Origin of the sequence: Methanolapillus millepedarum (assembly GCF_032594115.1) — an archaeon.
GTDB lineage: Archaea > Halobacteriota > Methanosarcinia > Methanosarcinales > Methanosarcinaceae > Methanolapillus > Methanolapillus millepedarum.
In genome coordinates this window covers 512,991-539,168 of record NZ_CP131060.1, presented here as the reverse complement: position 1 = coordinate 539,168, position 26,178 = coordinate 512,991, and the positions used below count along the sequence as shown (strand labels likewise).

Genomic DNA, 26,178 nt, shown 5'->3' with positions numbered 1-26,178 from the left:
ATTCACCTTTTTGGATAAGTATAACAATTTTATTTTTTACGAAAACGAACGAAACAGAAACAAAGGAATTCGCTTCTGTTTTTAAGATAATTTTAATCTCTTTGCAATTATAAATTGCAGAATATATTATGAGAAGCTTCTATATATATATTTTTATTAAAATCGAATCTGATTTTTAAAAGTCGGAAGAATAGAAAATGAAAATGGAAAGAGAATGAAAATAAAAAAAGGAAAAACAACGATAAACCAAATAAAATAATGAAAATAAAAAAAGGAAAAAACGAGAAACCAAATAAAATAATGAAAATAAAAAAAGGAAAAAACGAGAAACCAAATAAAATAGTAAAAATAAAAAAAGAACTTCAATGAAATCAAGAATTTGCGTTTCCGTTTTCGTCCGGATTCATCGCGCAAGTCTTTGACAAAGACCGAATGTTGGCGCGTTCGCCGACCACCCAAACGACGTCGCCTTCATGGAACTCAAAAGACGCTTTCGGGTGCATAATCGATTCGTCGTCGCGGTCAACGCCGACCACCAAACAGCTGGAAACATCTCGAATAACACACTGGCTGATCGTTTTTCCGACGAGGTAAGAATTTTCGTCAACGACAAATTGTTCCAGCACCACTTCATCTTCTTTTTTGGCGGGCGTTTCGGCATGTCCTTCAATATCTTTTTTAAAGAGTTCCATCTGCTCGTCCGTTCCGAGAACCACAATCTGGTCCGCCGGATATAACCGGTCGGTTCCCCGGGGGATGTTATGGCGTTCGCCGGCGCGGATAATAGATACGATACTGACGCCGTATTTTTCCCGGAAATTGAGTTCGGAAAGCGTTTTTCCGGCAACGACAGAGTCGGCGATGATGTCAAATGTCCCCAGGTGAACGTTTTGCGCCATCAGGCTTTGAGCAACGTTTTTATCCTCTTTTTTGAGTTTGCTGAAACTTTTGGCGTTCAAATTTGTCATGAACTGCTTTTCAAGATGCGCGTATTGAGTACGGAGCGTTTTTGAAAAAAGTGCAACGATGATGACAAAAATCGTCAAAATGATGACAATGCCGATTTGCGTTGTAAATTCGCTGAAAACCACATAAGCGACGAAAAACGCGGCGAGCGTAATCCGGACAAGAACAATGAAAAACAACGGTCCGCGATTGAACTTTCTGTCGTTCCAAAGCGTCAAAAAAGCCGGCGTTTTGAGTTTGCTCACCAAAAGCGCGCTTAAAAAGGGCGCCATCAAAAGAAGCGTGGCGGCGACGGCAATCACGGAACTCCATGAACCCGGAATTTCCGATTTTAAGAACGGCAAAATATAACGAACGGACGCCACGGAAATGAATACCAGCATAACGGAGTAAATCAAAATGACCATCACGTTGGATTTGAGAACTTTACGCCAATCGCTTTGCCGGTTGACGGTTTGGCTTCCGGCGCCGAAATTGTCCAAAAAGACCATGACTCTTTCCGGCAGCAGTTTCTTCAGCAAATTGTAAGACGGTTCGGACACTTTAATCGTGTACGGCGTCGTAAAAGTCGTGATGACCGACACGGCGACGACGACCGGATACAAAAAGTCGCTCGTCACGCCCAAACTCAGACCAAGAGCCGCAATAATGAACGCGAATTCGCCGATTTGCGCGAGCGAAAATCCGGATTGCATGGACACTTTCAAATTTTGCCCGGAAATGAGAACGCCCAAGCTGGAAAAAATCATTTTTCCGAAATAGGTCGCCAACGTCACAATAATAATCGGGCCCGCATACGTAACCAGCATCGCCGGGTCGACCATCATGCCGACCGAGACGAAGAAAATCGCGCCGAAGAGATCTTTGACCGGTTTTGTCAAATGCTCAATCTTTTCGCCGTCGATGGTTTCCGCCAGAATCGATCCCATGATGAAAGCGCCAAGCGCGGATGAAAACCCGGTTTTGTTGGCGAGAACGACCATGCCGAGACACAAGCCGATTGAAACAATCAAAAGGGTTTCGTCATTCATGAATTTGCGCATGTATTTAAAGAATATCGGGAGCAGGAAAATGCCGAAAACAAACCACAGCGCGAGGAAGAAAACAAGGCTTCCGAAGCTTTCGATCATTTCGATGCCGACTGATGTTTGACTGATGGCGAGTGTCGGCAGCAAAACCAACATGAGAATCGCGACCAAGTCTTCAACGACAAGAACGCCGAAAACGATGTTGGTAAACTTCTGCGCCCGCAAGTTCAAGTCGTCAAACGCTTTGATAATGATCGTCGTTGACGACATGGCCAGCATTCCGCCCAAGAAAATGCTGTCAATGTGCGACCAGCCCAAAAAGTAGCCGACGACATAACCGATGACCAGCATGGAAATGACTTCCGTAATGGCCGTAATCGAGGCCGAGCCGCCCACTTTCATGAGCTTTTTAAAACTGAATTCAAGACCGAGTCCGAACAATAAGAAAATGACACCGATGTCTGCCCACAGCGTCACGTTTTCCATGTCGGAAACGGACGGGAAGAAACCGAAATGTTGGCTGATGAGCAGTCCGGCGACGACGTAACCGAGAACAAGGGGTTGCTTCAACCATTTGAAAATCAAGGTGATCGCACCGGCCGCAATCAAAATCAAGGCCAAATCAGCAATAAGTGGGGCGAGTCCGGACATTTTATCTAAGTTTTTTACAGATTTATGATTTAAATAATTGTTGATTTGAAGCGGATTTCTATTTTGTTGACAGAAATAATTATTTGAATAATTTTGACATTAGGACAGTATTAAATAGTAAATTGTTTAATATTAAATAAATAAAAATACACAGTTAAATTCGCATTTGATGGAGGAAAAATGAAAGCCATAAAAATATTATTGGTAACAATATGTTTACTATTCATATTGACGGCATTTTCCGCTGCGAACTCAGATGAACAAAATTTTAAAGATCCGATCCTCCTTCGTGAATCCGGAAAACCACCGACTGCCGAAGAAGCAAAAATTTACTGGCCTCTCCTTGTGAACGTAACAGATGAAATCTCAGAAAAGCATTTACTGGACCCATATCTGCATTATTTATCAAACGGATACGGACCCAGTACCAACGGATATTTTCTCATTGGCGCTTGCATGGACTGTGAAATTCCGGAAGAAGACTTGGATGAAATGGTCAATATCGTCACGGAAGTCGGCCAAAGAAACGGGCTGGAAGATATCCCGATCCGAATAATAAGAGAACCGCGGGCACAAAATGCTTCCATGCCCGCTCCTGAAAAAAATGAAATGCCCGGATTTGTTGCGCCAACTGCAATCCTTTCATTAGCAGCGATTGGAATTATTTGTAATAAATCAAAAAAGAAATGAATAAAAATCAAAAAAATGAATATCAGGATTTCGTTGTCGAAATTCCGATATTCATCAAAACGCCTTCAACATCCCAATCTTTGACGAGTTCTCCAAATGCGGATTTATCGCCGAGCGTTAAGTTTTTGGCGCGGACTTCCGACGCGATTTCGCCCGACATTTTTTTGACAAGCGACAAAACCCTTCCGTCTTTGATTTGGATGTCAGCGTCAATCAGTTCGTCAACGGCCAAATCCAACTCTTTTCTCATATCCTGAATGCGGCGAATGACTTCGCGTCCGTAGCCTTCAGCTTCAAGTTCGGGTGTGAGCCGGGCGTCCACATACACCATGCCGGCATTGGATTCTGCGCCGGCGATTCCTTTCGGAACGAGCTCTTCAAAGACGCACATGTCTTTTGTGACAACGACCACGGTTCCGTTTTCAAGCGTGAGCTCCATTTCCTCAACACAAGCGAAAGCATCCTTCAGGGATTTGGCACCGGCTTCATTCAAGGCGTCGGCCACCTTTTTGGCGTCCTGCTTGAATTTCGGCCCGAGAACGCTTTGGTTCGGCGTCATTTGAACGTCAAGTTCTTTCCACTCTTCGCCGATGCCGATCACAACGACGTCTTTGGAATTGGTTTGCTCCAAAAAGACATCCCGAAGACGGCTGAGCGCGGTTTTGATATCGTCATTTTTGGGCGCGACCACAATCTTTGAAATCGGCCAGCGGAGCTTTCGTCCGGCCTTTTGGCGGGCGTTGGACGACGCTTCGACAACGGTTCGAACGATGTCCATGTGCTTTTCCAACACAGGGTCCTCAAATTCCGTTTTAACTTTCGGCCAATCGGTCATGTGAACCGAAAGAGGAGCCGCCGGATTTGTATTTCGCACCAAATTTTGGTAAATCGCTTCGGCCAAATACGGCATAAACGGCGCGACCGCTTTGGCTAACGTCACATACGTTTCGTAAAGAACGCTGTAGACCGCCAATTTGTCCATGTTCTTTTCATGGCTGCCTTCCTCTGTCCACGTGCGCGGGCGGATGAGCTGAATATACCAGCGGGACAGGTCTTCCAAAATGAAATCCAGCGCGCTCCGGACGGCCTTGTGAAGCATTTTTTCATCCATCGCTTTCGTCATTTCCGAAACAGTGGTTTGAAGGCGCGATAAAATCCATTTGTCTTCTTCGCGCATGTGTTCTTTCATTTTTTCAACCGGATAGTCTGCCGGGTTGAAGTTGTCCAAAATCATATAGGGAAGTGGGAATTTATACACGTTCCACAGAATGTTGAGCGTCCGGCTGACCGTCGCCACTTCTTCCCAGTTGAATTTCAAATCGTCCCAGGGAGCGCTTGATGACAAAACATAAGCGCGCAAGGTATCGGCGCCGAATTTTTCAATGACTTCATCGGGCGTCACCACATTTCCGAGGCTCTTGGACATCTTTTTGCTGTTGCTGTCCAGGGTAAATCCGTGCATGAGAACGCTTTTGTACGGCGTTTTTCCAAAAGCCACCATCGACGCGCCCAACTGCGAGTAGAACCACCCGCGGGTTTGGTCGTGTCCTTCGGCAATGAAGTCCGCCGGCCACAGTTGGTCAAATTTGTCGGTTTTCGCCGGGAAACCCAGCGTCGCAAAGGATGCCATTGCCGAATCAAACCAAACGTCAAAGACGTCTTTTGTGCGGACCATTGGGCTGCCGCACGAACACGGAATTTTCACATCGTCCACATACGGGCGGTGAAGTTCGATGTCGCCGGAAAGACCGGCTTTTTCAATCAATTCTTTTTTGGTTCCGATAACGGTCCGCTTTTTACAGTCCGGACAAGTCCAAATCGGAATCGGAATGCCCCAGTAACGCTGGCGGGAAACGCACCAGTCGCGGGCGCCTTCGATCCAGTCTTTAAAACGAGCGGAGCCGGCCCAATCCGGATACCAATCCACGTCGTTCGCGACGGCGTCCAGCATTTGCTGTTTAATTTTAACGATATCAATGAACCACTGTTCGGTTGCCAAAAAGATAATCGGCGTTTTACAGCGCCAGCAGTGGCCGTACCGGTGGTTGATTTTGCCGGCGGACAGAAGCAAATTTTTGGATTTCAAATCGTCAATCACAACGTCGTTCGCCGCCCGGATGTTCATGCCGGCATACTTTCCGGCCTCTTTGGTGTAGGCACCGCTCGGTCCGACCGGACAGAAAATCGGAAGACCGTATTTGGCACCGACGTTAAAGTCGTCAAGACCATGCCCGGGCGCGATGTGAACGCAGCCGGTGTTGTCGGCAGTGACGTAATCCGCCAAATAAACGGCGTGATCCATGCCTTTTTGAATCGGAATTTCGCCGGCCAGCGGGCTTTCATATTCGAGTCCCGCAACTTGTGTTCCCGATTTTTTCTCAAGAATCTCAAAGGATTTGTATTTGCCTTTCTTCAAAACGGCGGGAACGGTGTCGGCCGCAAAGATTAAGGTTTCTTTTTCATCGTTTTGATTGACCGCTGACACGACGGCGTATTCAAAATCCGGATGAACAGCGACGGCAACGTTGGACGGAATGGTCCATGGCGTTGTTGTCCAAATGACCAAATACGTTTTTTCCTGTCCTTTGATCGGGAATTTCACGAAAATGGACGGGTCGTCGCGGTCGGCGTATTCGACTTCGGAATCGGCAATCGCGGTTTCGCAGCGCGGACACCAGTTGACGACGCGTTTTCCGACTTCAAGAAGGTCTTTCTCATGCGCTTTTTGCGTGACCCACCACGCCGATTCGATATATTCGTCTTTGAGCGTCATGTACGGGTCGTCCCAGTCCATCCACACGCCGAGGCGTTTGAATTGTTCTGTCATCGATCCTTTCTTTTCGATGGCAAACGCTTTACATTCCTGAATAAAGTTACCGACGCCGAATTCTTCGATGTCTTTTTTCGATTGGAATCCTAATTTTTCTTCCACTTTGACTTCAATCGGAAGGCCGTGCATGTCCCAGCCCGGCCGGTCGGTGACATTGTCGCCGTTCATGGACCGGTAACGCAGAACGGAATCTTTGATGACTTTGTTCCAGGCTGTTCCCAAATGAATGTGTCCGGTTGTGTACGGCGGCCCGTCTACGAAAAAGAACTTTTTACCGAGGCGGCGGCTTTCACGCGTTTTTAAATAAGCGTCGTTTTCCCGCCAGAATTGATGAACCTCTTGCTCAATCTTTTCCGTATCGTATTTATCCGAAATTTCTTGCAACATCCGAAAAATCTCCCCTAAATGAATAATGAATCAATGAATGAAATGAATGGTAAACAAACTGATTTTACTAATAACCTGTGGTTTTTAAAACATTTCCATCCTATAAAAATAGATTTCTCAACGGTTTAATTTCGATTTTTGCGGCGGGCGGTTGCGTGCGCATTGCGGACACATTTTTGATTCGATTCAAGAAATATCAGCGGATAATTTTTTGTTTTTGAATCAAAAACGGGGGGATTTTGCCGGCGGCAGCAGACAGCAGCAAAGACAGAACGGGTTCATACAGCAGCCACATTCCGGAGGAAATACGCAGGCGGATATTTTCGGAAGCGAAGCGGACGAAAATATCAGACTGCGGATTGTCACAAAATGCAATCGGAAAATAGAAACCGCCGGTGCAAACTGTAAAATAGAAACCGCCGGTGCAATCGGAAACCAAATTACAGAGCATCCGACGTCCGTTTTATTTTTGTGACAATCCGCCAAGTTCAGCCCTCTTCACGCCTTCGGCGTTCAGAGGTCCGAACTTGCGGGGCAATTTCGGAATGCTGTGCTGCTGTACTGTTCATAATGTGCGCTGCGCCGGCGCGCGCGTTATGGCGTCAGCTTTTCATAAAATCGTCAAAACCGAACCCCGGTTTTTAAAACAGAAAAATAAAAAAATTGAACTTTTTTAATAAATCAAAGTCCAGTCGAGCTTGTTGTCGTTCTCGTCGTAAAGGTAAACTTCCATGCTGCCTTTATCTTTTTCTTCACCCAGCGGCTTTGCGCCGATGTAAAGAACGTCGTCGATTTCCACATCAAAATCCGCCGGCACTTTTCCGAAATAGACGCGGCCTCTTGAGAACGGTTCTTCGATCGTGACGCCTTTGTAAGCCATGGTTTTAATCACGTTGACCACGACGCAGTCGAAACGGTCGTTTTCTGTTATTTCAACAACTTGATCCATAAAAATCCTCTGAAATATTTTAAGTGCTTACAGCCTCATTACGCATAAAGGTTTTGACAATCCGACGTCGTATCGGACTTTTTGAGTTCGGAAAGCGCGTCTTCAAAAAACGAAGCGGCCACCATTTTTTCATCATCGATAATCGCGCGGTGGAGCGCCGTCTTTAAGATTTTGTCCGTCAAATCCCGGCCGGAAAGGCCACCGGCAGATTTTGCAAACCGATTGACATTGAAATTCGGGTCAACCGGAAGCGGAAACGTCGCCAGGTTGGAGAGCAAAATCTGCTCGATTTCATCGGCGTTTGGCAAAACGAAACCGATTTCTTCTTCAAAACGGCTTCTGACAGCGGAATCTAACGTATGGACGCGGTTCGTGGATCCGATGGTACAAACGCCTTTTCTTTCGGAAAGGCCGTCCATTTCCGCAATGAGCGCGTTCACAATTTCAACAACGTCGCCGCGAAGCTCTTGGTATTTGCGGTCCAGCGCAATCGCGTCGATTTCATCGATGAAAATAATGCAGGGCGCCATTTCTTCGGCGCGGTCGTATAAGTCATGAATCTGGCGGGCGCCTTCGCCGACGAATTCGCCGATGAGTTGCGTTGCTTTAATTGGAATAATCGGCACATCAGCTTTGGAAGCCAAAGCTTTGGCCAGCATGGTTTTTCCGGTTCCGGACGGTCCGTAAAATAAAACGTTTCGGGGCGCCCATTTGCCAAACGCTTCCGGGTCTTCCAAATAACGCTCAATGAGACGGCATTTCTTTTTAGCGGCGGATTGGCCGATGATGTCATCAAACAACACCAACGTTTTCGGGCGCTCTTCGGGTTCGGCCGCGTTTTTGGACGGCGCGATGAAAACGCGCGTATCCGGACCGATGGCCAAACCATCCGGGTCGGCCGAAACCACACGGTAAGCAAACCCTTTGAATAAATCGCGGTCAAAAAGAAACATGCCCTCTCGGACTTCAAAACCTTCCCATTGCTCGCGAACGTAAGCTTCGAAAAGATCCAAATCCTCAATAAACGGGTCATCATCAATGAGACCGATGAGCGGGTATCCGGCCGGTTTTAACACGACCTCGCGTGTAAATTCAGTTCCCGAACCTTCACATCCGGAACCCTCATCAATATTCTTTTTTGAATTTGATTTTTGAACAGAACGCATATTCATCGCCCTCCTTCATTTTGAATTTTAATAACATGAATTAATTTTATAAGATTTTTATTTTTTATTTTAGATTTTAAATGATAGTCAATCATAGCCTTTATCATAGATTTAAATCCTTCTGAATAAAATTTTGACCCAAAACCAAAATGGTTGTAAGAATAACGGGTTGTAAAGGAAGCCGCTTTTGTAAAAGAAGCCGCTTTTCAGATTTAAATCTCACTGTTTTGAACGGACTTTCGACAAAAACAGTCGTGTTCGGAGTTAACTTTCAGACTTTTTGCCAAACTTAAAAGGATGTCAAAGATTTCACTTTGACGTTCCTCCACCGCTTTTTGAACGTCGTCAATCGTCAGAACATCCGCACACAGTCCGGCGGCCGGATTTGTAATTAAACAGAGAGACGCGTAACACAACCCCGCCTCTTTCGCCAAAACAACTTCCGGAACACCGGTCATTCCGACAACATCCGAAAACTGTGCATACATCCGAATTTCCGCTTTTGTTTCAAACCGGGGACCTTCCGTACAAACATAAACGCCTTCCGAAAACGGGATTTTTTTCCCCGACAAAAGAGTTGTCAGTACCTTTCGAATGTGTCGGCAATAAGGGTCGGACATATCGACATGCACTGTTTTTTTGTCAAAAAATGTTTCCTCTCTTGTTTTTGTCATATCGATAAAATCGTTCGGAACAAAAAAATGGCCGGCTGAAAGTTCAGGCTTCATCGACCCGACGGAATTAAGAGCCAAAACCGGCGCTTTGATTTTTTGAGCGGCGGCAATGAGCGCTTTATAATTTACTTTGTGCGGCGGAACATGCCGTTTTCCCTGATGCCTTGAAATCAAAGCAACGTCCATCGACTCAAAATTTAAAACATGGACTTCGACCGAGCCGTGTTTTGTCTGAATTGTTTGGGCATCGGAAAGCGACATATTGTCATAACCGACACCGCCAATGACTGTTAAAGCAACTCTTTTAAAACTCATAATAACACCGAAAATATGAAAGAATACAGGCGTAAACCCATAAAAAAGTATCTGAATTATGAAATTGATGAAAAAATAAAGAGAAAATGAATACAGAATGAATAAAAAATAAAGGGAAAAAATAAAAAATAAAGGGAAAATGAAAATCAAATTGATTTTCTTAAGTAATTCCACATCGCCATTCCGGAAATCAAGACAACCAAAACAGAGAACGTGGAGAAATATCCTTTGATTTTGTGAACAATGGTATTCATCGGATTCGGCTTTGGATCCGGCTGCTGTACTTGGGACGGTGTGCTGTTGTTATCCTGTGAATTATTCAAGGCTCTGTCTCCAAGATCAGCGTTGGAAGACGAACTTGAACCGGAATTACTTGCCTGAGGAACCAAGATGGCAGCAAACGGGGAAAAACCGCATGTTTCGGCGGTTACAAGGAAGTAATCCGGGTCAGAAACATCATCGATTTGAATCGGCAATTTTTCAAACAAAATATCGCCGCCGGATTGAACTTTGTGGTAAATAACGATCTCATTTTTATTAATGTGTTCGCCGTCGATTTTCTTCGGAATCTTGAAAGTCAAGCCAACGGTGAGATTGTTCTCCTTTAAAGCGGAATTAATCTCTTTCTTAAAATTGATGTCGAAAAATGAAACAGCAACAGATTCAGTGTTTCCGGTAACAACTTGAATCCCGGACCCTGAAAAAACATCCTGTCCTGCATTGAAGTCAATGGTCATCCGGTTGTCTTTTAAGGCATCTCCCAATTCTTTCGGAAAAGATAGGGCGGAAAGGGTTTGCCGATTTCCGGCCGGCACGTCAAGTGACGGAACATTGACGACATACGTTCCGTTTGTTAACTCCGAAGGAATCGGAATATTGATGACACCGGGCTCAATAAATTTGAAAATAAACGGAACGGTATAAGATTCAAAATCGTTTCCCGGGTTAAATTTTAAAAAGTATTCCTGTTCATTCAAAGCCGGATTCAAATAAGGCTCGGCGAACTTCAAATCCACATGAACGGTGAGCATGCGCTTATGTTCGCTAAGGGAACATTTTAAAGCACCGAATTCATCAACGTGAGTGTTATTGATAATGGTTCCGCTGCCATCCGTACTGCTGATGGTAAAGGTTGCGTTGTTCGCGGTTATATTGATGATACTAAATATACCGCATCCGTCAACGACAAATCCCGGTAACGTTCCGTTCACTTCACGATCATGGTTGGAACATAAAAAGACAGTGTGAATATCGAAAGAGTTTAAGTTTTCCAATTGGTTAACGTTCACTTCAAATGCCGGATGGTATGTGCTCAATGATTCGTCTTTTGGGATCGGGTCGGCAGAAAATGATTCCGGCAACCGGTACCAGTAATATGATTGAAGTTGGTGATGTCCGGTGCTGTCCGCCCCGTACAAATAAACAGCATTAATCGGACCGTCTTCTGCCAACATGGAAGAGTAATTGGAATCGAAGTAACCGATATCATGATGTACATACGATTCGCCGGAAGATTGGGTCTCGTACGGAACAAAGGTCAGATTATTGCCGTCCGACGTCATAACAGCCTTAAACCGGAACGTTTTGAACTTTTCAGTTGAATCATTGTAATAAATGGTTATGCCGACGATGCTGTTTGGGTTATAATTAAATTGGCCGGCATAAAATGTAATCGTGTTATTCGCCAGGGAAATGATCTCCCCGGTCGTAAACTCTTTGTAAGAGATGTCGTTTGACATAAAATAATAAACGCTATTAATCGGATAATTTGTTAAAATAGAAATTTGGTTCAAATCCGATGTATAAATGGTTTCCGAAAAACTCAGAGGGGGAACGTAAGCTGCATTCGGAACAGATCCGCCGGAAAGGGTTCCTTCTAAAAAATAAGGTTCAAGATCGACAGAAACATCTGCCTGAGCCGTTCCCATAATAGAGAACAAACTGCTTAAAAGAACGAAAACGAAAAACAATTGAATCATTTTCGGAAAATGTTCTCGGACAGGTATTTCGGACATGATATTTCTCTGGTTTGAAAAACACATTATGAGACGTCTTTTGAAAATGATTTAAATCTTCGTTAGACTGATTAAAAAATATTTTTATTTAAGACGAATAATAGATAATTTACTATTTTATGACGAATAAATTTATTCATGAAAATATAGAATTATATAATTCGTATAATTTGTTTATTGTATATAACCCTTGTTATAGAAAGACGATCAAAACAGTGTAAGGGAATAATCCGAATGCCAAAATGGCCGGTTAATATAAAATGATTTAAAAAGAATGATGGGTTCAAAAACAATTTTAACGGATTCGCCACGTAAGTCCTCTCCTCGCAAAAGATCTGAAATTACGACCCGTTATCGTTTTTAATTTACAACCATGCTTTGTCGTTTTCGTTTTTAATTATTATTTTTGTCTCGATTACAGATCATCGTTTTTATTGCTACATCGTTTTTATTGCCATATTGCTATATACATCGCAAAAGTATTGCATTCGTATTGTATTATTGCATAGGCTGTTTATATTATTACCGTTCGTTGCTTTTAATTTTTATTATTTAAATCTTTCTATTGAATTATCTTCGAAAAATGTTAAATAAAAATTAAATTAAGTAAATATTAAATAAAAATTAAGACCGCCAGAACGATCAAATGAATAACCATGAACAGCGGAACCATCCATGTGAACGGTTTTTTCTGTGTTTTGTGACGGAAAATCTGCATGCCGGCATAAGCACCAAACGGTCCGAGAAAAGCCAAAAATAAAAGAGTGGCTTCGGGCGTACGCCATTTGGCTGTTTGAGCTTTTCTTTTATCGAATCCATATGCGGCAAACGCAATAACATTTAAAAGAACATAAATAATCAGAAGAATGTATAAGTTGTCCATGAATAGAAAAATCAACGATTATATATATAGGTTGTGACAAAAACAAGAGGCGTCAACATCATTATAAATAATAAAATATATAAAAAAGAATGAACTGATCTATTTTTTAGTTTTTTTAAAAATAATAAGAAAGATGTATTTAAAGAAATATTTTATTTCATCCTGTCTCTTTTTGTTTAATAATAGAATTTTAGTTCACATGGCGGTTCATGTTTTAATCAATAGAGTCAAATGCTTTAATAACATGGATGTTATTTTAACAGAACTCATTTCAAAATTAATTTCAAGAATAAAACTCAGGTGAATTTATGAAAGTTTTAGGCGACAATCATTCCGACCGTTTTGCGATTCGAAAAATTAACGCGCGCGAAATCTTGGATTCCCGCGGCAACCCGACCGTCGAAGTTGATGTGTATACCGACCGCGGATTTGGACGGGCCGGCGTCCCGTCCGGCGCGTCAACCGGATCTCATGAAGCGTTGGAACTTCGGGATGGCGATTCGACTCGTTTTAATGGAAAAGGTGTTTTAAAGGCGGTTGAAAACGTTGGAAAAATTTCACAAGCAGTTCTCGGGATGGACGTTCGAAAACAGCGTGAAATTGATATGTTGATGTTGGACATGGACGGGACCGAAAACAAAGCAAGCCTTGGCGCCAATGCCATTTTAGGCGTTTCGATGGCTGTTGCAAGAGCTGCGGCCGACAGTTTAAACGTCCCGCTTTACCGATACTTGGGTGGCTCAAACGCATTCAGTCTTCCGGTTCCGACAATGAATGTGCTCAACGGCGGCAAACACGCCGGAAACGATTTGGCGATTCAGGAATTTATGATTCAGCCGGTCGGCGCTGAAACATTTAAGGAAGCCATTCAAATGGGCGCGGAAACGTATCACGCTCTCGGCAAATATCTCAAAGAATCATATGGCGAATCTTCTACGAATGTCGGTTACGAAGGCGGCTACGCGCCGAAAATGGATAAAACCATCGAAGCTTTGGACGCGCTGATGATTGCGATTGAGCGGGCCGGCTACACCGATGATGAAATCAAAATCGGATTGGATGCCGCCGCCTCCGAATTCTTTGATGGTGAAAATTACAAAATCGACGGCGAAGTCATGACGCCGGAAGAGTTGACGACTTATTATGTTGAACTTGTGAACAGCTATCCGATTTTATCGATTGAGGACCCGTTCCATGAAGAATCCTTTGAGGATTTTGAAAACTTAACGGGCGAGCTTTGGGAAACCATTATTGTCGGCGACGACTTGTTTGTCACAAATCCCGACAGAATCGCCAAAGGAATCGCCTGCGGCGCCGCAAACGGTCTTTTGCTCAAGGTCAACCAAATCGGAACGCTTTCGGAAGCGATCGACGCGGCAACATTGGCCACAAGAAATGGATTTTCCTTATTCGTCAGCCACCGGTCCGCGGAAACCGAAGATACAACCATTGCCGATTTATCCGTGGCGCTTGGTGCCGACATGATTAAGACCGGCGCTCCGGCCCGGGGAGAACGGACGGCCAAATACAACCAGCTCCTTCGGATTGAGGAAGAATTGGGCAGCGCCGCCGAATACATCCGGCTTTAATTTGAGAGATTGAATTCTCTCAAACTCTTTTTTTGAATTATTGTAAAGTTGAGCCCGATTTTTGAACAAAAAGGAAAATGTGTCGCCGTAACGCGCGCGCACGCCGCCGGCAACACACAAAAACAATTTAAATGGCATTGACGATAACAGACCCGAACTTTTTCTCAACTTCCGCAAACGTCTCATCAAAAATTCCTCCGCTTCGCTCCGGAATTTTTCAACGTTCCGGTTGAAAAATTCGCTTTGCGATGCGGCTGCACCTATCAGACAGCATTGACAACAACAGACCCGAACTTTTTCTCAACTTCCGCAAACGTTTCATCAAAAATTCCTCCGCTTCGCTCCGGAATTTTTCAACGGTTGGGTTGAAAAATTCGCTTCGCGATGCGGCTGCGCCAATCAAACAGCATTGACAACAACAGACCCGAACTTTTTCTCAACTTCCGCAAACGTTTCGTCCAAATTTGTATTGGAGAATTGACTGTTGTAAAGCTCGGCATAGAATCCTTTGGCGTCCATCAACTCTTTGTGCGTTCCTTTTTCAATGATTCTGCCTTTGTTCATGACCAAAATCAAATCCGCATTCCGGATTGTGGAGAGGCGGTGCGCGATCACGAAACTTGTCCGGTCGCTCATGAGCGTTTGCATCGCGTCCCGAATCAAACTTTCTGTTCTTGTGTCCACGTTGCTGGTCGCTTCGTCTAAGAGGAGAATTTCAGGATCGGATAAGAACGCGCGCGCAATTGTCAGAAGCTGTTTCTGGCCTTCCGAAATGTTGGACGCTTCCTCATTGATGATTGTGTTGTAGCCTTCCGGAAGCAAACGAATGAAACCGTCGGCATGCGCCATTTCAGCGGCACGGATGATTTCCTCTTCGGTGGCATTCTCTCGGCCGTAAGCGATATTGTCGCGTATGGTCCCGTTGAAAAGCCAAGCGTTTTGAAGAACCATCCCAAACAAACCGCGAAGGTCGCTTCGCCGCATCTTGGAAATGTCATGGTTGTCAATCAAAATCTGCCCGTCTCCGACCTCATAAAACCGCATGAGGAGGTTGAGAAGCGTCGTTTTGCCGGCGCCGGTCGGACCCACAATCGCAATCATGTCACCGCTTTTTGCAAAAAGCGACAAATCCGAAATGACCGGAATATTTTTGTCGTAGCCGAAATTCACGTGTTCAAACGACACATTTCCTTCCGGTTTTTCCAAGGAATCAAAGTTGACCGGATCCGGGATTTCTTCTTCCTCGTCAAGCAGCCGGAAAATATGTTCGGCCGCCGCGGTTGTGGATTGAATGCTGTTGACGACGGCGGACAATTGAATAATCGGCTGCGTAAATTGCTTCGAATAAAGCATAAACGACTGGACGCCTCCGATTGACATCGTTCCCTGAAGAACGAAAATACAACCGAAAATACAAATGATCACATAGCCGACGTTTTGAACGAAATAAAGCACCGGCATCACAATTCCCGAGATGAACTGGGATTTTTGGCTGGCGGCGGTCAACTCGTCATTGATCTTATCAAATGCTTCGGCAGACCTCTTTTCCTGTCCGAACGCCTTGATAATTTTATGGCCCGTATACATTTCTTCCACATGCCCATTCATACGCGCCGTCTGCTCCTGTTGCTTGCGGAAATGTACTTGAGATTTGGACGCAATCATTTTGGTCAAAACCGCTGACAACGGAATCGTTATCAAACAGACCAGCGTCAAAAGCGGACTGATGTAAAGCATGATCAAAAAAATACCCGCAATCGTAATGGCCGACGTAATCATCTGAATCAGGCTTTGCTGAAGTGTATTGCTGATTGTGTCCACATCGTTGATAATCCGGCTCATCGTTTCGCCGTGCGGATGCGTGTCATAATATTTAAGCGGCAGCCTGGACAGTTTATCCCCGATATCATTTCTCAAATCGGAAACCGTTTTTTGAGAAACGATCGCCATCAAATATTGCTGAACATAACCGAACAACGCCGACGCGACATAAAGCGCAAGCAGCCCCCAAATAATCCGAAGCAGTGCCCCTTCATCAATGCCTCCCGTTCCGCTGTAAGACGCCGAGACGCCGTCGTACAAAACATTCACGGCATCGCCGATTAAAAGCGGCGCAAGGATTGTAAAAACAGTGCTGAGAATCGTCGCCAATATGACAAACGCAATGCTTGTGCGGTAAGGTTTCAAATATTTCATTAAACGCCGGAACGTTCTCTTGAAATTTTTCGGCTTTTCCGCCGGCATACTCAACGCGCCCGGTCCGCCTTTGTAAAATCCGCCGTCCTTTGATTGGTCCGGCCTGCGGTCATTGCTCATGCTTTCGCCTCCTCGCTCAGTTGCTGGGATGCGACAATTTCCTGATACACCCGGCAATTTTTCATCAATTCCCCATCCGTTCCGATCCCGACAACAGCGCCGTTATCCAAAACAATAATCTTGTCGGCATCTTTAATCGTACTGACCCGCTGGGCGATAATTAAAACGGCGGCATCTTTTATTTCTTTTTTCAGCGCACGCCTCAGATTCGCGTCCGTCTTGTAGTCAAGCGCCGAGAAATTGTCGTCAAAAATGTAAATGTCCGGATGCCGGATGATGGCCCGCGCAATCGTCAGCCGCTGCTTTTGACCGCCCGACACGTTGGTTCCGCCCTGCGAAATAAAAGAATTCAATCCGTCGTTCATCTTTTGAACAAAATCATCTGCCTGAGCAATTCGAAGCGCGTCCCAAACTTCCTCATCCGTTGCGTCATTTTTACCGTAACGCACATTTTCGGCCACGGTTCCTGAAAACAAAACAGCGGTCTGCGGAACAAACCCGATCTTTTGCCGGAGATCCGGCTGCCGGAACGAGCGGACATCTTGACCTTCGACCATAACGGCGCCGTCGGTTACATCATAAAAACGCGGCACTAAGTTGATGAGCGAAGATTTTCCGGCGCCGGTACCGCCAATGACTGCTGCCGTTTCGCCGGGATAAACGGCAAAAGAAACATTGTCGAGAATATTTTTGTCGGAATCTTCAAAATGAAACGACACGTTTTTGAATTCAATTCTCGGAACCGGCTCTTTGGGTTCGGAACGTTGGTTTTTCGCTTCGTGTCCGCCTTCTTCACGGTCTTTAATTTTCGGGTCAACATCCAAAATCTCAATAATTCGTTCAGACGATACTTTGGCACGCGGCAGGAACACGAAAATCATCGCCGTCATCGCCACTGAGAACAGAATCAATGTGACGTATTGAATAAAAGCCATAATGTCGCCGACGCTTAAATCTCCGCTTTGGACTCTGAAACTGCCGAACCACAAGACGCCGATGATGGTCACGTTCATGATGATGGTCATGGCCGGCATGATAAACGATAAAATTTTGTTTACCCGGAGGGAAACATCCGTTAAATCCGCATTGGCATCCCTGTATGTGTTATTGGCCGACTCTTCTTTGTTAAATGCCCGGATGACGCGGACGCCGGTCAGCCGTTCCCGAAGTGTTAAACTAAGGTGGTCCAATTTCTTTTGCGTTTGTTGAAACAGCGGCATACACTTGCGGATAATGATGTAAATGAACCCGAACAAAACCGGAATGGCAAAAACGATCAGGAGTGAAAGGATTGGGTCAACCAAAACGGTCATGACGACGCCGCCCAAAAACATCAGCGGCGAGATCATGAAAATCCGAAGCAGCATAATTAAAACATTTTGAATTTGATTGACATCGTTGGTGGTCCGGGTGACCAAAGTCGATGTTCCGAATTTTTCAAATTCTTCCAACGATAAATGATCCACTTTCGTAAAAATATCGCGCCGGAGATTTTTTGAAAAACCGGCGGAGGCTTTGGACGCGTAGTAGCCGGCTGCTACTGAGCAGACCATGCCGACGGCGGATAATAAGAGCATCAAAAGACCGATATTAATAATATATTCCATATCTTTTCCGACAATTCCGACATCCACCATATCCGCCATTAACGTCGGCAAATAAAGCTGCGTCAAACACTGAATAAATGTCAGAAATATGGATAAGGCGACAATCCAACGAAATGGCTTTAAATAGCGGCTGAGTTCAATCATCAAAAATCTCCATTCGTTTTGTTTTTATATCTCTATATTGTAAACTAAAACAATCGTTTGACTTTAACGTATATGAATATGTTCTGAAACTTCGAAAAAGAAGGATGAGCTTAAACAAAACAATCCAAAGAATAAACAAGGTATATAATCGTGCTGTTACTTTCAGAGTAACATATTTCTAAAACTCAACGATTTCAAATAGAATATATCATTTTCACATTCAAAGAAATTGACCGTTATGAATTTTAAAGATTGGGAACCCCGGTACGATAACATTTTGAACGCGTTTGGTTTTTCAAAGGCCGCCGATGAAAAATCAACCGACTATCTGTCCGATTGTGTTCGAAAGCATTTTCCGCCGGTGGATTTGACCGCTCTTTCCGAAATTCAAGGGCAAGATGTCATTATTTGCGGAAATGCGCCTTCTCTGGAAGAAGAAGCCCGGATTTTATTCGAAACAAAAAAGGATTTGCATCCGATTGTCATTGCCGCCGACGGCGCCGCATCCGTCTTGCTTCGGCTAAACCGGCGGCCGGATTTTATTGTTACGGATTTGGATGGAAAATACGAAAGTGACGCGGACCGGGAAATTGAATGTTATTCGAAAGGCACGGTTTTGCTGGTTCACGCGCACGGAGACAACTTGGATAAACTATGCCGTTACCTCCTGAAATTAAAAAAAACCGCTTCGGAAAAATCCGTTTTAATCCCGACCTGCCAGTGCCGGCCGCATGATAATGTTTTTAATTTCGGCGGATTTACGGACGGGGACCGGTGCGTTTTTTTAGCGGATGAATTGGGGGCTCAAACCATGACGTTAATCGGGTTTGATTTTGAAGACCCGGATGTTTCGGAAAGGAAAAAGAAAAAGCTGAGTCAAGCCAAGAAATTGATTCAAATGGTGAACGAAAAAAGAATCGAAAAAGGCCTTTCGGAAATCCAATATTTTTCAAAAACAAAATCGTAAGACGAATTGCATGAACTTTTAAGTTTTCGTTCCACGTCATATCAAACTATAAATATATTAGGAATAAATCAGATTTACATTGACATTCAATATTTTACGTTCATTATTTTTTCCAGATTAATTTTCCATATTAATAATTCATACATATTTCAACCGGATTTGAAAAAATGGATACGCTTGTCATTTGCATTGACCGGGACAACGACCTTGGGGAAAAAGCCAAAGTGATTACGCCCGTGGTTGGGCGCGGCGCAAATATTACGGCCGCCGTCAGTTTGGCGACAGCCGATCCGGAAGATTCGGACACGAACACGATTTTTGGCGGCATTCATATTTTAGATGAATTGCGCAGCCTCGGTGTTGACGCTGAAATTGTTTCTTTTGCCGGCGACAAAAATGTCGGAACCATTTCCGATAAAAAAATCGCCGACCAGCTCGACGAATTTTTAAAACGCCAGGAAGTCAAAAGCGCTATTTTCGTCTCGGACGGCGCTGAAGACGAGTCGCTCCTGCCGATTGTTCAATCCCGCATCAAAGTGGACTCCGTCCGCCGGATTATTGTGATGCAGAGTGAAAATCTGGAAAGCACGTACTACATGATTAAAAACTTCCTGCGCGACCCGAAGTTTCTTCAAACATTCTTTGTGCCGCTCGGTCTCGCGTTGATTATTTACGCGTTGGCGATGGCCGCCGGTTATCCGAGTTTGGCCATCATCGGAACACTTTTTATCGTCGGTCTGTACATGATTTTGCGCGCGTACGGCATGGACGATCACGTTTCCGTTTTTTTCAACGATTTGAAAGAAGCGTTTCATGAACGGCATTTATCTTTCATTACAATGATTGCCGCCATTTTGACGTTCGTGGTCGGAACGGTCATCGGAAGCCTCAGCGTTTGGGACGCCGGTAATTTGGAAAGCATTAACTATTACGGTTTTATCCCGATGCTTTCTTTGTTCATCAAAAGAGCTGTTCTTTGGTATGCGGCATCCGTTTTCCTCTGGATCCTTGGAAAGATCTTTGACAGAATCGGCGCCAAGAAAGATTATTCGGATTTGGTGACGGAAATGTTGTTTACGCTTTCGGGAACGCTCCTCTTTTGGAGCGCGAGCAGCTATGTGCTGTCCGTTTCAATTCCGGAACTGAACTATAATTTCCCCATTGAATATTTCGTCTACAGCGTCGTGCTTGCGATCATTATCGCGATGGCCGGCATTTACTTCTCATTTGATTCCAAGATCAGCAAAGGCAAAAAGGAAAAGGAAGACGAAGCGGCTCAAAAACCGGCGACTTTCAAACAAAAAACGGAAGAAAAAGTTGTGAAAATTCAAATGGATTCAAGCGAAAGCGACGATGCCGATGAAAAAGAGGACGAAGATGAAACCGGACCGGTGCCGATTAACGTTGGTTTGAGGGGATGATTTCGTCCGGAATTCATTTCTTTATTTTATTCGCTTTTTATCTTCTGTTTTTTATTTTTCTTTTCATTTTTACTTTTTCATTTTTACTTTTTCATTTTTACTTTTTGTTTCATTTATTATTTTTCTTTTTTATTTTTTGTTTCATTTATTATTTTTCTTTTTAAATTTGTCTTCATTTTTATAATACTTTTTTGAATTTAAATCCATATTTATACTTGTTATTTGTTATTGTTTTTACAAAATTGTTTTTAGATGGTCGCTCATATTATTAATTGCGTCATATTCCGGGGTATTTTTATGAATTTAAACAAAAACACACGCTTGATCCTCACTCTTATTTTAACGTTAATCGCAGCCCTTGTCTTATTTTATTTCATTTTGCCGGCGATTAATCTTCGGTCCACCGGCTTTTACATGTACTTGATCATGGTCGTCGCGGCTTATCTGGTCATCAGTTTGATTTTATCCGGCGCCGGCCAAAGTGTTAAATTTAGGAAAATGCCGATGGATGACGGGTCTTACAAACTTGTTTTGGATTTGGACGCCAAATCCAAAAAAGAACGGGAAAATTTCTCAAAAAACCCGTATGAGACCTACGACTCCAAAAAACAAAAAGCAGACGCCTATGAATTTGAGGACGCAATTTACAAAACGCCTCAAAAATTAAACTGGAAAAAAAGCGGACCGGTTATGGTCATCATTCTTTTGTTTGCGATTGTGGTTGCCGGAAGCATTTTTTCAGGACCGTTTTTCTTTGCAAACGACTATACAAAACTGATTCATATTGAAAACGGCAACTTCAGCGAAGAAGTGGCGGAAATTTCTTACGACCAAATTCCGTGGCTGGACAAAGTGTCGGCGCAACGCCTGGGCGACCGAAAGCTTGGGGAACTGGCGGATATGGTGTCTCAATTTGTGGTGGCGGACGACTATACGCAAATCAATTACAAAAACCGGCCGGTTCGGGTCACACCGCTTCTTTACGGCGATGTTTTCAAATGGCTCAACAACCGGGAAAACGGAATTCCGGGATATATTCAAATTGATATGGTAACGCAGGAAGGCGAAGTTGTCCGGATCAAAGACGGCATCAAATATTCCCGGTCAGAGTATTTCGGGCGCAACATCGACCGCTACCTCCGCTTTAATTATCCGACGCTTATGTTTGGAACACCGGTTTTTGAGGTGGACGACGACGGAAATCCGTATTGGGTTTGCCCGAAAGTGGTCAAAAAAATCGGACTTTTCGGCGGAACAGATATTGACGGGATCGTTTTGATCAATGCCGTGACGGGAGAACACGTCTATTACGCGGCAAAAGATGTTCCGCAATGGATTGACCACGTCTATACGGCCGATTTAATTATCGAACAGTATGACTATTACGGCCGTTACCAAAGCGGCTACATAAATTCCATTTTCGGCCAGCGTGGCGTGACAATGACAACCGACGGCTACAACTACATGGCGCTCAACGATGATGTTTATATGTACACCGGCATTACGTCGGTCAGCAATGACGAGTCCAACATCGGTTTTATTTTGGTGAACCAAAGAACGAAAGACGCCCGATATTATTCGATTCCGGGCGCGCATGAGTATTCCGCAATGGCTTCGGCTGAAGGCGCTCTTCAGCATTTGAATTACGAAGCAACTTTCCCGCTCTTGTTAAATATTGCGGGTGAGCCGACCTATTTCATGGCCATGAAAGACTATTCAAACCTCGTCAAACAATACGCGATGGTCAACGTGAAAAGTTACAATATCGTCGCCACCGGAAACACAGTGGCGGAATGTGAAGAGAATTATGTTCAAAAGTTATCTAAAAATTCGGGATCTGCTTCCGTTTCAACCCGGGGAACGAACGTGAGCGGAATCATCTCCGACATTCGTGTTTCCGTCATCGAAGGCAATTCCCACTACTACATTAAACTGGACAGTTCTCCGAAATATTATGTCATTTCATCATCCGTTGACGACCGCGCCGTTCTTCTCAACGTCGGCGACCGGGTGATTCTCATCTCCGCCGAAACCGACAAGATGATTGAGCCGATTCGGTCTTTTGAATGGGTAACGGAAGGTTAAAAAAACTCCGAAAAATTAAAAAAAGCAAACGCCGGTTTTTGGATCGGCATTTTTAACCGCCCGTTTTAGTTGAAAAAACGGGCGGTGCCGGCAAGAACAAAAGGCAGTTTTGATTTTGATTGAAAGCCGTCCTTTGTTTTTTCCCTTTCTTTCCATCATTTTTTTCATCATTTTTTCATCATTTTTTCTCATTTTAATTCATTTATTAGTTTCACCCCGCATGGATGAGGACTTTATAACTTCTTTTCATCAATGGATTGAGGTTTATCTGATGGAGACGGAAGTTTTAATTTTAACGGTTCTGGGATTGATTGCTGTTTTGATGTTTGTCAACCTTCTTCTGACGCTCTTCAAACGAAAAAGCCGCGTCGATTTGAGCGATTTTGAAAACAGCCGGATATTTGACGATTTGAAAAACGCGCTGGCAGTTTCGTTATCATCAGACCTTAAAGAACAGTCTGTTTTTGTCCGGGACGAAATCGGGCGGGAAATTTTCGGAATGGACCGGCGAATGCGCGATGATTTGGCCGCCAATCGGGAAGAACTTGGAACGGCTCTGAAACAAAACCGTGCCGAACTGACTGATTTATTTATCGCGTTTGGAGAGTCTCAAGACCGTCAATTTTTAAGTTTTGAGTTGAGACAAAGCGAACTCAACAAAAACGTTGAGGAACGCCTTGACAAAATCCGGGATGTGACGGAACAAAAAATCGGACAGCTTCAAGAATCCAACATCAAGAAACTGGATGAAATGAAAAATGTGGTGGACGAAAAGCTTCAGGAAAGCGTGGAGAAACGGTTTAATGAATCTTTTAAGGGCATCAGCGACCGTCTGGACGATGTTTTCAAGGGCCTTGGGGAAATGCAAAACTTAGCTGCCGGCGTCGGTGATTTGAAACGCGTGCTGACCAACGTTAAAACCCGGGGAACGTTTGGGGAAATTCAACTCGGAACACTTTTGGACCAGTTTTTGTCGCCGGAACAATATGAGAAAAACGCGGCGACAAAACCCAAGACAACCGAACGTGTCGAATATGCCGTCCGGCTTCCCGGAAAAGACAAATCCAATGTCGGGGCGGATGAATGTGTCGGAAACGGATCCGTCCTTCTGGCGATTGATTCCAAATTTCCGGTTGAAGACTACCAACGCTTGCTTGACGCTTATGATAATTGTCCGGAAGAAATCGAATTTTATGCGAAACAAGTGGAAAACGCCGTCCGGAAAAATGCGAAAGACATTCGCGACAAATACATCAACCCGCCGTATACGACGGATTTTGCGATTATGTTCATCCCGACCGAGGGGCTTTACGCCGAAATCCTGAGACGGCCGGGTCTTTTTGAATCGATCCAGCGTGATTATCAGGTGGCTGTTGCCGGACCGACGACTTTGGTCGCGTTTTTAAACAGCCTTCAAATGGGATTTAAAACGCTGGCCGTTGAAAAAAGAACCGGAGAAGTTTGGAAGCTTTTAGGCGCCGTCAAGACCGAATTTACGAAATTCGGCGTCTTGCTTGAAAAAACAAGAACAAAATTGGATGAGGCGGCGCGTGTTTTGGACGACGCGGATTCCAAAACGCGAAACATCACTCGAAAGCTTCAAAAAATACAGGAATTGCCGCCGGAAGAAACACGGATACTCTTGAAAGAACCGGCAGACTTTGAAGAGATTGACCTTTGAGTCATAAAATCACACGCGGTGAAACTCGTAAAAATAAAAAATGAAATCGGGAAATAAAGAATAAAGCATCAAAATAAAGGGAGAAAGGAGATGAAACAACGTTATTTCAAATCCTGCGCCGGGATGAAATCGTCCATACGGCATTGTTTCCGGCAACATTTTTCACCCGGAATATCTACCGGATACTGCTCGGTCACGCAACCCAGGCAAAGCCGGCTTTTGTCGATTCCGATGGCTTTAACAAGCCCGTCAATGCTGAGGTAGCCGATCGAATCCGCATTAACCGCCGCACAAACGCCTTCAATGGTTTTGTGAACGGCAATCAATTCATCGCGTGTTGGCATATCAATTCCGAGATAGCACGGGCCGATAATCGGAGGGCTTGCGACTCTTAAATGAACTTCTTTGGCGCCGGCGCGTTTGATCATATCAATAATCCGGCGGGAAGTCGTTCCGCGGACAACGCTGTCGTCCACCAAAACAACGCTGTTGCCTCTCAAATTGTCATTAATGGTGTTCATTTTCAAACGAACCGCCATCTCACGCGCTTCCTGAGACGGCAGAATGAAAGTACGCCCAATGTACCGGTTTTTCATCAAGCCTTCCAAATACTTGATTTTGGATTCGCGGGCATATCCGATAGCTGCGGCGATGCCGGAGTCCGGGACCGGTGAAATAATATCAGCGTCGGCCGGGTACTCAATTGCCAGCTGCTTTCCGATGCGTTCCCGGGCGGCGTACACCAACTGTCCGTCAATGATAGAATCGGGGCGCGCCAAATAGATAAATTCAAAAATACAGTGAGCTGCCACATCTTCTTTGTTGGTCTGGTAGCTTTCCACTTTGCCTTCTTTGGTAAACGCCAAAATTTCGCCGGATTTAAGATCCCGGACAAATTTCCCGTTAATGGTATCTAAGGCGACGGTTTCGGAAACCACGGCATAACCGCCATCGATTTCACCGTAACAAAGCGGTTTGATGCCAAACGGGTCGCGGACCGCGTAAAGGTCGCCGTTAATCATAATCACCAAAGAATAAGAACCATTGATTCGGCGCATTACGTTTTTAATCGCGCCGACGGCGTCGTGTTTTAAAAGTTCTTTCACCAAAAGAAGAGCAATTACTTCAACATCCAAATCGGTTGTAAAAATACGGCCTTCCGATTCGAGTTCATCTTTCAAAAGAGCGGCGTTGACCAAACTGCCGTTGTGGGCCAAAGCGATTGTGCCGCCTTTAAAATTTAAAACGAAAGGCTGGCAATTTTCAAGGTTGTGCGTTCCTTTGGTCGCGTTTCGAACATGCCCGACACCGACATATCCGATTAAGTCTTGAATTTTTGGTTTGGAATAAGCTTCGGACACGAGTCCCATGCTTTTAATAGATTTAGATTTGGAACCGTCAAAGACAACAATTCCCGTTGAATCTTGACCACGGTGCTGAAGCGCGTAAAGCGCGTAATAAAGTTTAAAAGCGACAATATTGGTCGGCGGCGCCGGATCATGTAAAATAGCGCCCGCGACACCACATTCTTCTTTCAAGGAGTACCACCCGGAAATAACTTTTTATCAAGGATATTTATCTTCAGAAAGAAACACAAACTTTTCTTCAGTTCAGATGACGATTCCGATAGTCTTTCGTTTTTCAAGATAATGCAATCAATAGACTGATTCCGAACAAAAATGTTACGGATACAAAGGAATAATATTTGGTCCTATTTTAATTTAATTTTCACTAATGTTCATCAAGCATCCTCTCGAAAAAGAGCGAACAATTAGAATCAAAGCGGTGGAAATGACATGATAAATGATGACATA

Annotated in this window: 17 protein-coding genes; 6 read left to right on the top strand and 11 right to left on the bottom strand. The window is 44.3% G+C overall.

What is annotated here, in order from left to right:
- Positions 1 to 371: 371 nt before the first annotated feature.
- Entirely contained in the window at positions 372 to 2,645 is a 2,274-nt protein-coding gene (locus MsAc7_RS02615) for a monovalent cation:proton antiporter family protein (RefSeq protein ID WP_338103048.1), read from the bottom strand.
- A gap of 180 nt (positions 2,646 to 2,825) precedes the next feature.
- Here MsAc7_RS02615 and MsAc7_RS02610 point away from each other — a divergent pair, with 180 nt between their 5' ends.
- Positions 2,826 to 3,335 carry a hypothetical protein gene (locus tag MsAc7_RS02610; RefSeq protein WP_338103047.1) on the top strand — a complete coding sequence of 170 codons (510 nt, stop codon included), beginning with the start codon at positions 2,826 to 2,828 and terminating at the stop codon, positions 3,333 to 3,335.
- A gap of 22 nt (positions 3,336 to 3,357) precedes the next feature.
- On the opposite strand, the gene ileS is transcribed toward MsAc7_RS02610, so the two are convergent.
- From ileS to MsAc7_RS02575, 7 genes are all read right to left on the bottom strand, one after another.
- Positions 3,358 to 6,552 (bottom strand): isoleucine--tRNA ligase, encoded by a 3,195-nt coding sequence (ileS, locus tag MsAc7_RS02605; protein ID WP_338103046.1) that lies wholly within the window; start codon positions 6,550 to 6,552, stop codon positions 3,358 to 3,360.
- Between the two features lie 196 nt (positions 6,553 to 6,748).
- Positions 6,749 to 7,003, bottom strand: a complete 255-nt coding sequence (locus tag MsAc7_RS02600) for a hypothetical protein (RefSeq protein ID WP_338103045.1) — start codon at positions 7,001 to 7,003, stop codon at positions 6,749 to 6,751.
- Between the two features lie 222 nt (positions 7,004 to 7,225).
- Entirely contained in the window at positions 7,226 to 7,501 is a 276-nt protein-coding gene (locus tag MsAc7_RS02595; RefSeq protein ID WP_338103044.1) for a hypothetical protein, read from the bottom strand.
- Between the two features lie 38 nt (positions 7,502 to 7,539).
- On the bottom strand, positions 7,540 to 8,667 hold the full coding sequence (locus MsAc7_RS02590; RefSeq protein WP_338103043.1) for an AAA family ATPase: 1,128 nt from the start codon (positions 8,665 to 8,667) through the stop codon (positions 7,540 to 7,542).
- A 212-nt stretch (positions 8,668 to 8,879) separates the two neighbouring features.
- Positions 8,880 to 9,656: an MTAP family purine nucleoside phosphorylase gene (locus MsAc7_RS02585; protein ID WP_338103042.1), complete on the bottom strand. Its 777-nt coding sequence runs from the start codon at positions 9,654 to 9,656 to the stop codon at positions 8,880 to 8,882.
- 146 nt (positions 9,657 to 9,802) lie between these two features.
- Positions 9,803 to 11,671, bottom strand: coding sequence for a hypothetical protein (locus MsAc7_RS02580; protein ID WP_338103041.1), 1,869 nt, complete (start codon positions 11,669 to 11,671; stop codon positions 9,803 to 9,805).
- A 613-nt stretch (positions 11,672 to 12,284) separates the two neighbouring features.
- Complete coding sequence (locus MsAc7_RS02575) at positions 12,285 to 12,554, bottom strand: DUF1294 domain-containing protein (protein WP_338103040.1); 270 nt, start codon at positions 12,552 to 12,554, stop codon at positions 12,285 to 12,287.
- Positions 12,555 to 12,862: 308 nt separating this feature from the next.
- On the opposite strand from MsAc7_RS02575, the gene eno reads away from it, so the two are divergent.
- A complete protein-coding gene (eno, locus tag MsAc7_RS02570; protein ID WP_338103039.1) occupies positions 12,863 to 14,143 on the top strand; it encodes a phosphopyruvate hydratase in 1,281 nt (426 codons plus the stop codon).
- 399 nt (positions 14,144 to 14,542) lie between these two features.
- On the opposite strand, the gene MsAc7_RS02565 is transcribed toward eno, so the two are convergent.
- On the bottom strand, positions 14,543 to 16,459 hold the full coding sequence (locus tag MsAc7_RS02565) for an ABC transporter ATP-binding protein (protein WP_338103038.1): 1,917 nt from the start codon (positions 16,457 to 16,459) through the stop codon (positions 14,543 to 14,545).
- The gene (locus MsAc7_RS02560) at positions 16,456 to 18,210 is read right to left on the bottom strand and encodes an ABC transporter ATP-binding protein (RefSeq protein ID WP_338103037.1); all 1,755 of its coding nucleotides are present in this window, start codon (positions 18,208 to 18,210) and stop codon (positions 16,456 to 16,458) included. Before MsAc7_RS02560 ends, MsAc7_RS02565 begins: the two co-directional genes overlap by 4 nt.
- A gap of 238 nt (positions 18,211 to 18,448) precedes the next feature.
- Between MsAc7_RS02560 and MsAc7_RS02555 the strand changes: the two genes are divergently transcribed.
- From MsAc7_RS02555 to MsAc7_RS02540, 4 genes are all read left to right on the top strand, one after another.
- A complete protein-coding gene (locus MsAc7_RS02555) occupies positions 18,449 to 19,177 on the top strand; it encodes a 6-hydroxymethylpterin diphosphokinase MptE-like protein (RefSeq protein ID WP_338103036.1) in 729 nt (242 codons plus the stop codon).
- A gap of 167 nt (positions 19,178 to 19,344) precedes the next feature.
- Complete coding sequence (locus MsAc7_RS02550) at positions 19,345 to 20,598, top strand: DUF373 family protein (protein WP_338103035.1); 1,254 nt, start codon at positions 19,345 to 19,347, stop codon at positions 20,596 to 20,598.
- Positions 20,599 to 20,895: 297 nt separating this feature from the next.
- Positions 20,896 to 22,683, top strand: a complete 1,788-nt coding sequence (locus MsAc7_RS02545; protein WP_338103034.1) for a hypothetical protein — start codon at positions 20,896 to 20,898, stop codon at positions 22,681 to 22,683.
- 271 nt (positions 22,684 to 22,954) lie between these two features.
- Positions 22,955 to 24,364 carry a DNA recombination protein RmuC gene (locus MsAc7_RS02540; protein ID WP_338103033.1) on the top strand — a complete coding sequence of 470 codons (1,410 nt, stop codon included), beginning with the start codon at positions 22,955 to 22,957 and terminating at the stop codon, positions 24,362 to 24,364.
- A gap of 101 nt (positions 24,365 to 24,465) precedes the next feature.
- Here the strand turns inward: MsAc7_RS02540 and purF are convergent, their stop codons facing one another.
- Positions 24,466 to 25,902, bottom strand: a complete 1,437-nt coding sequence (purF, locus tag MsAc7_RS02535) for an amidophosphoribosyltransferase (RefSeq protein WP_338103032.1) — start codon at positions 25,900 to 25,902, stop codon at positions 24,466 to 24,468.
- Positions 25,903 to 26,178 lie beyond the last annotated feature (276 nt).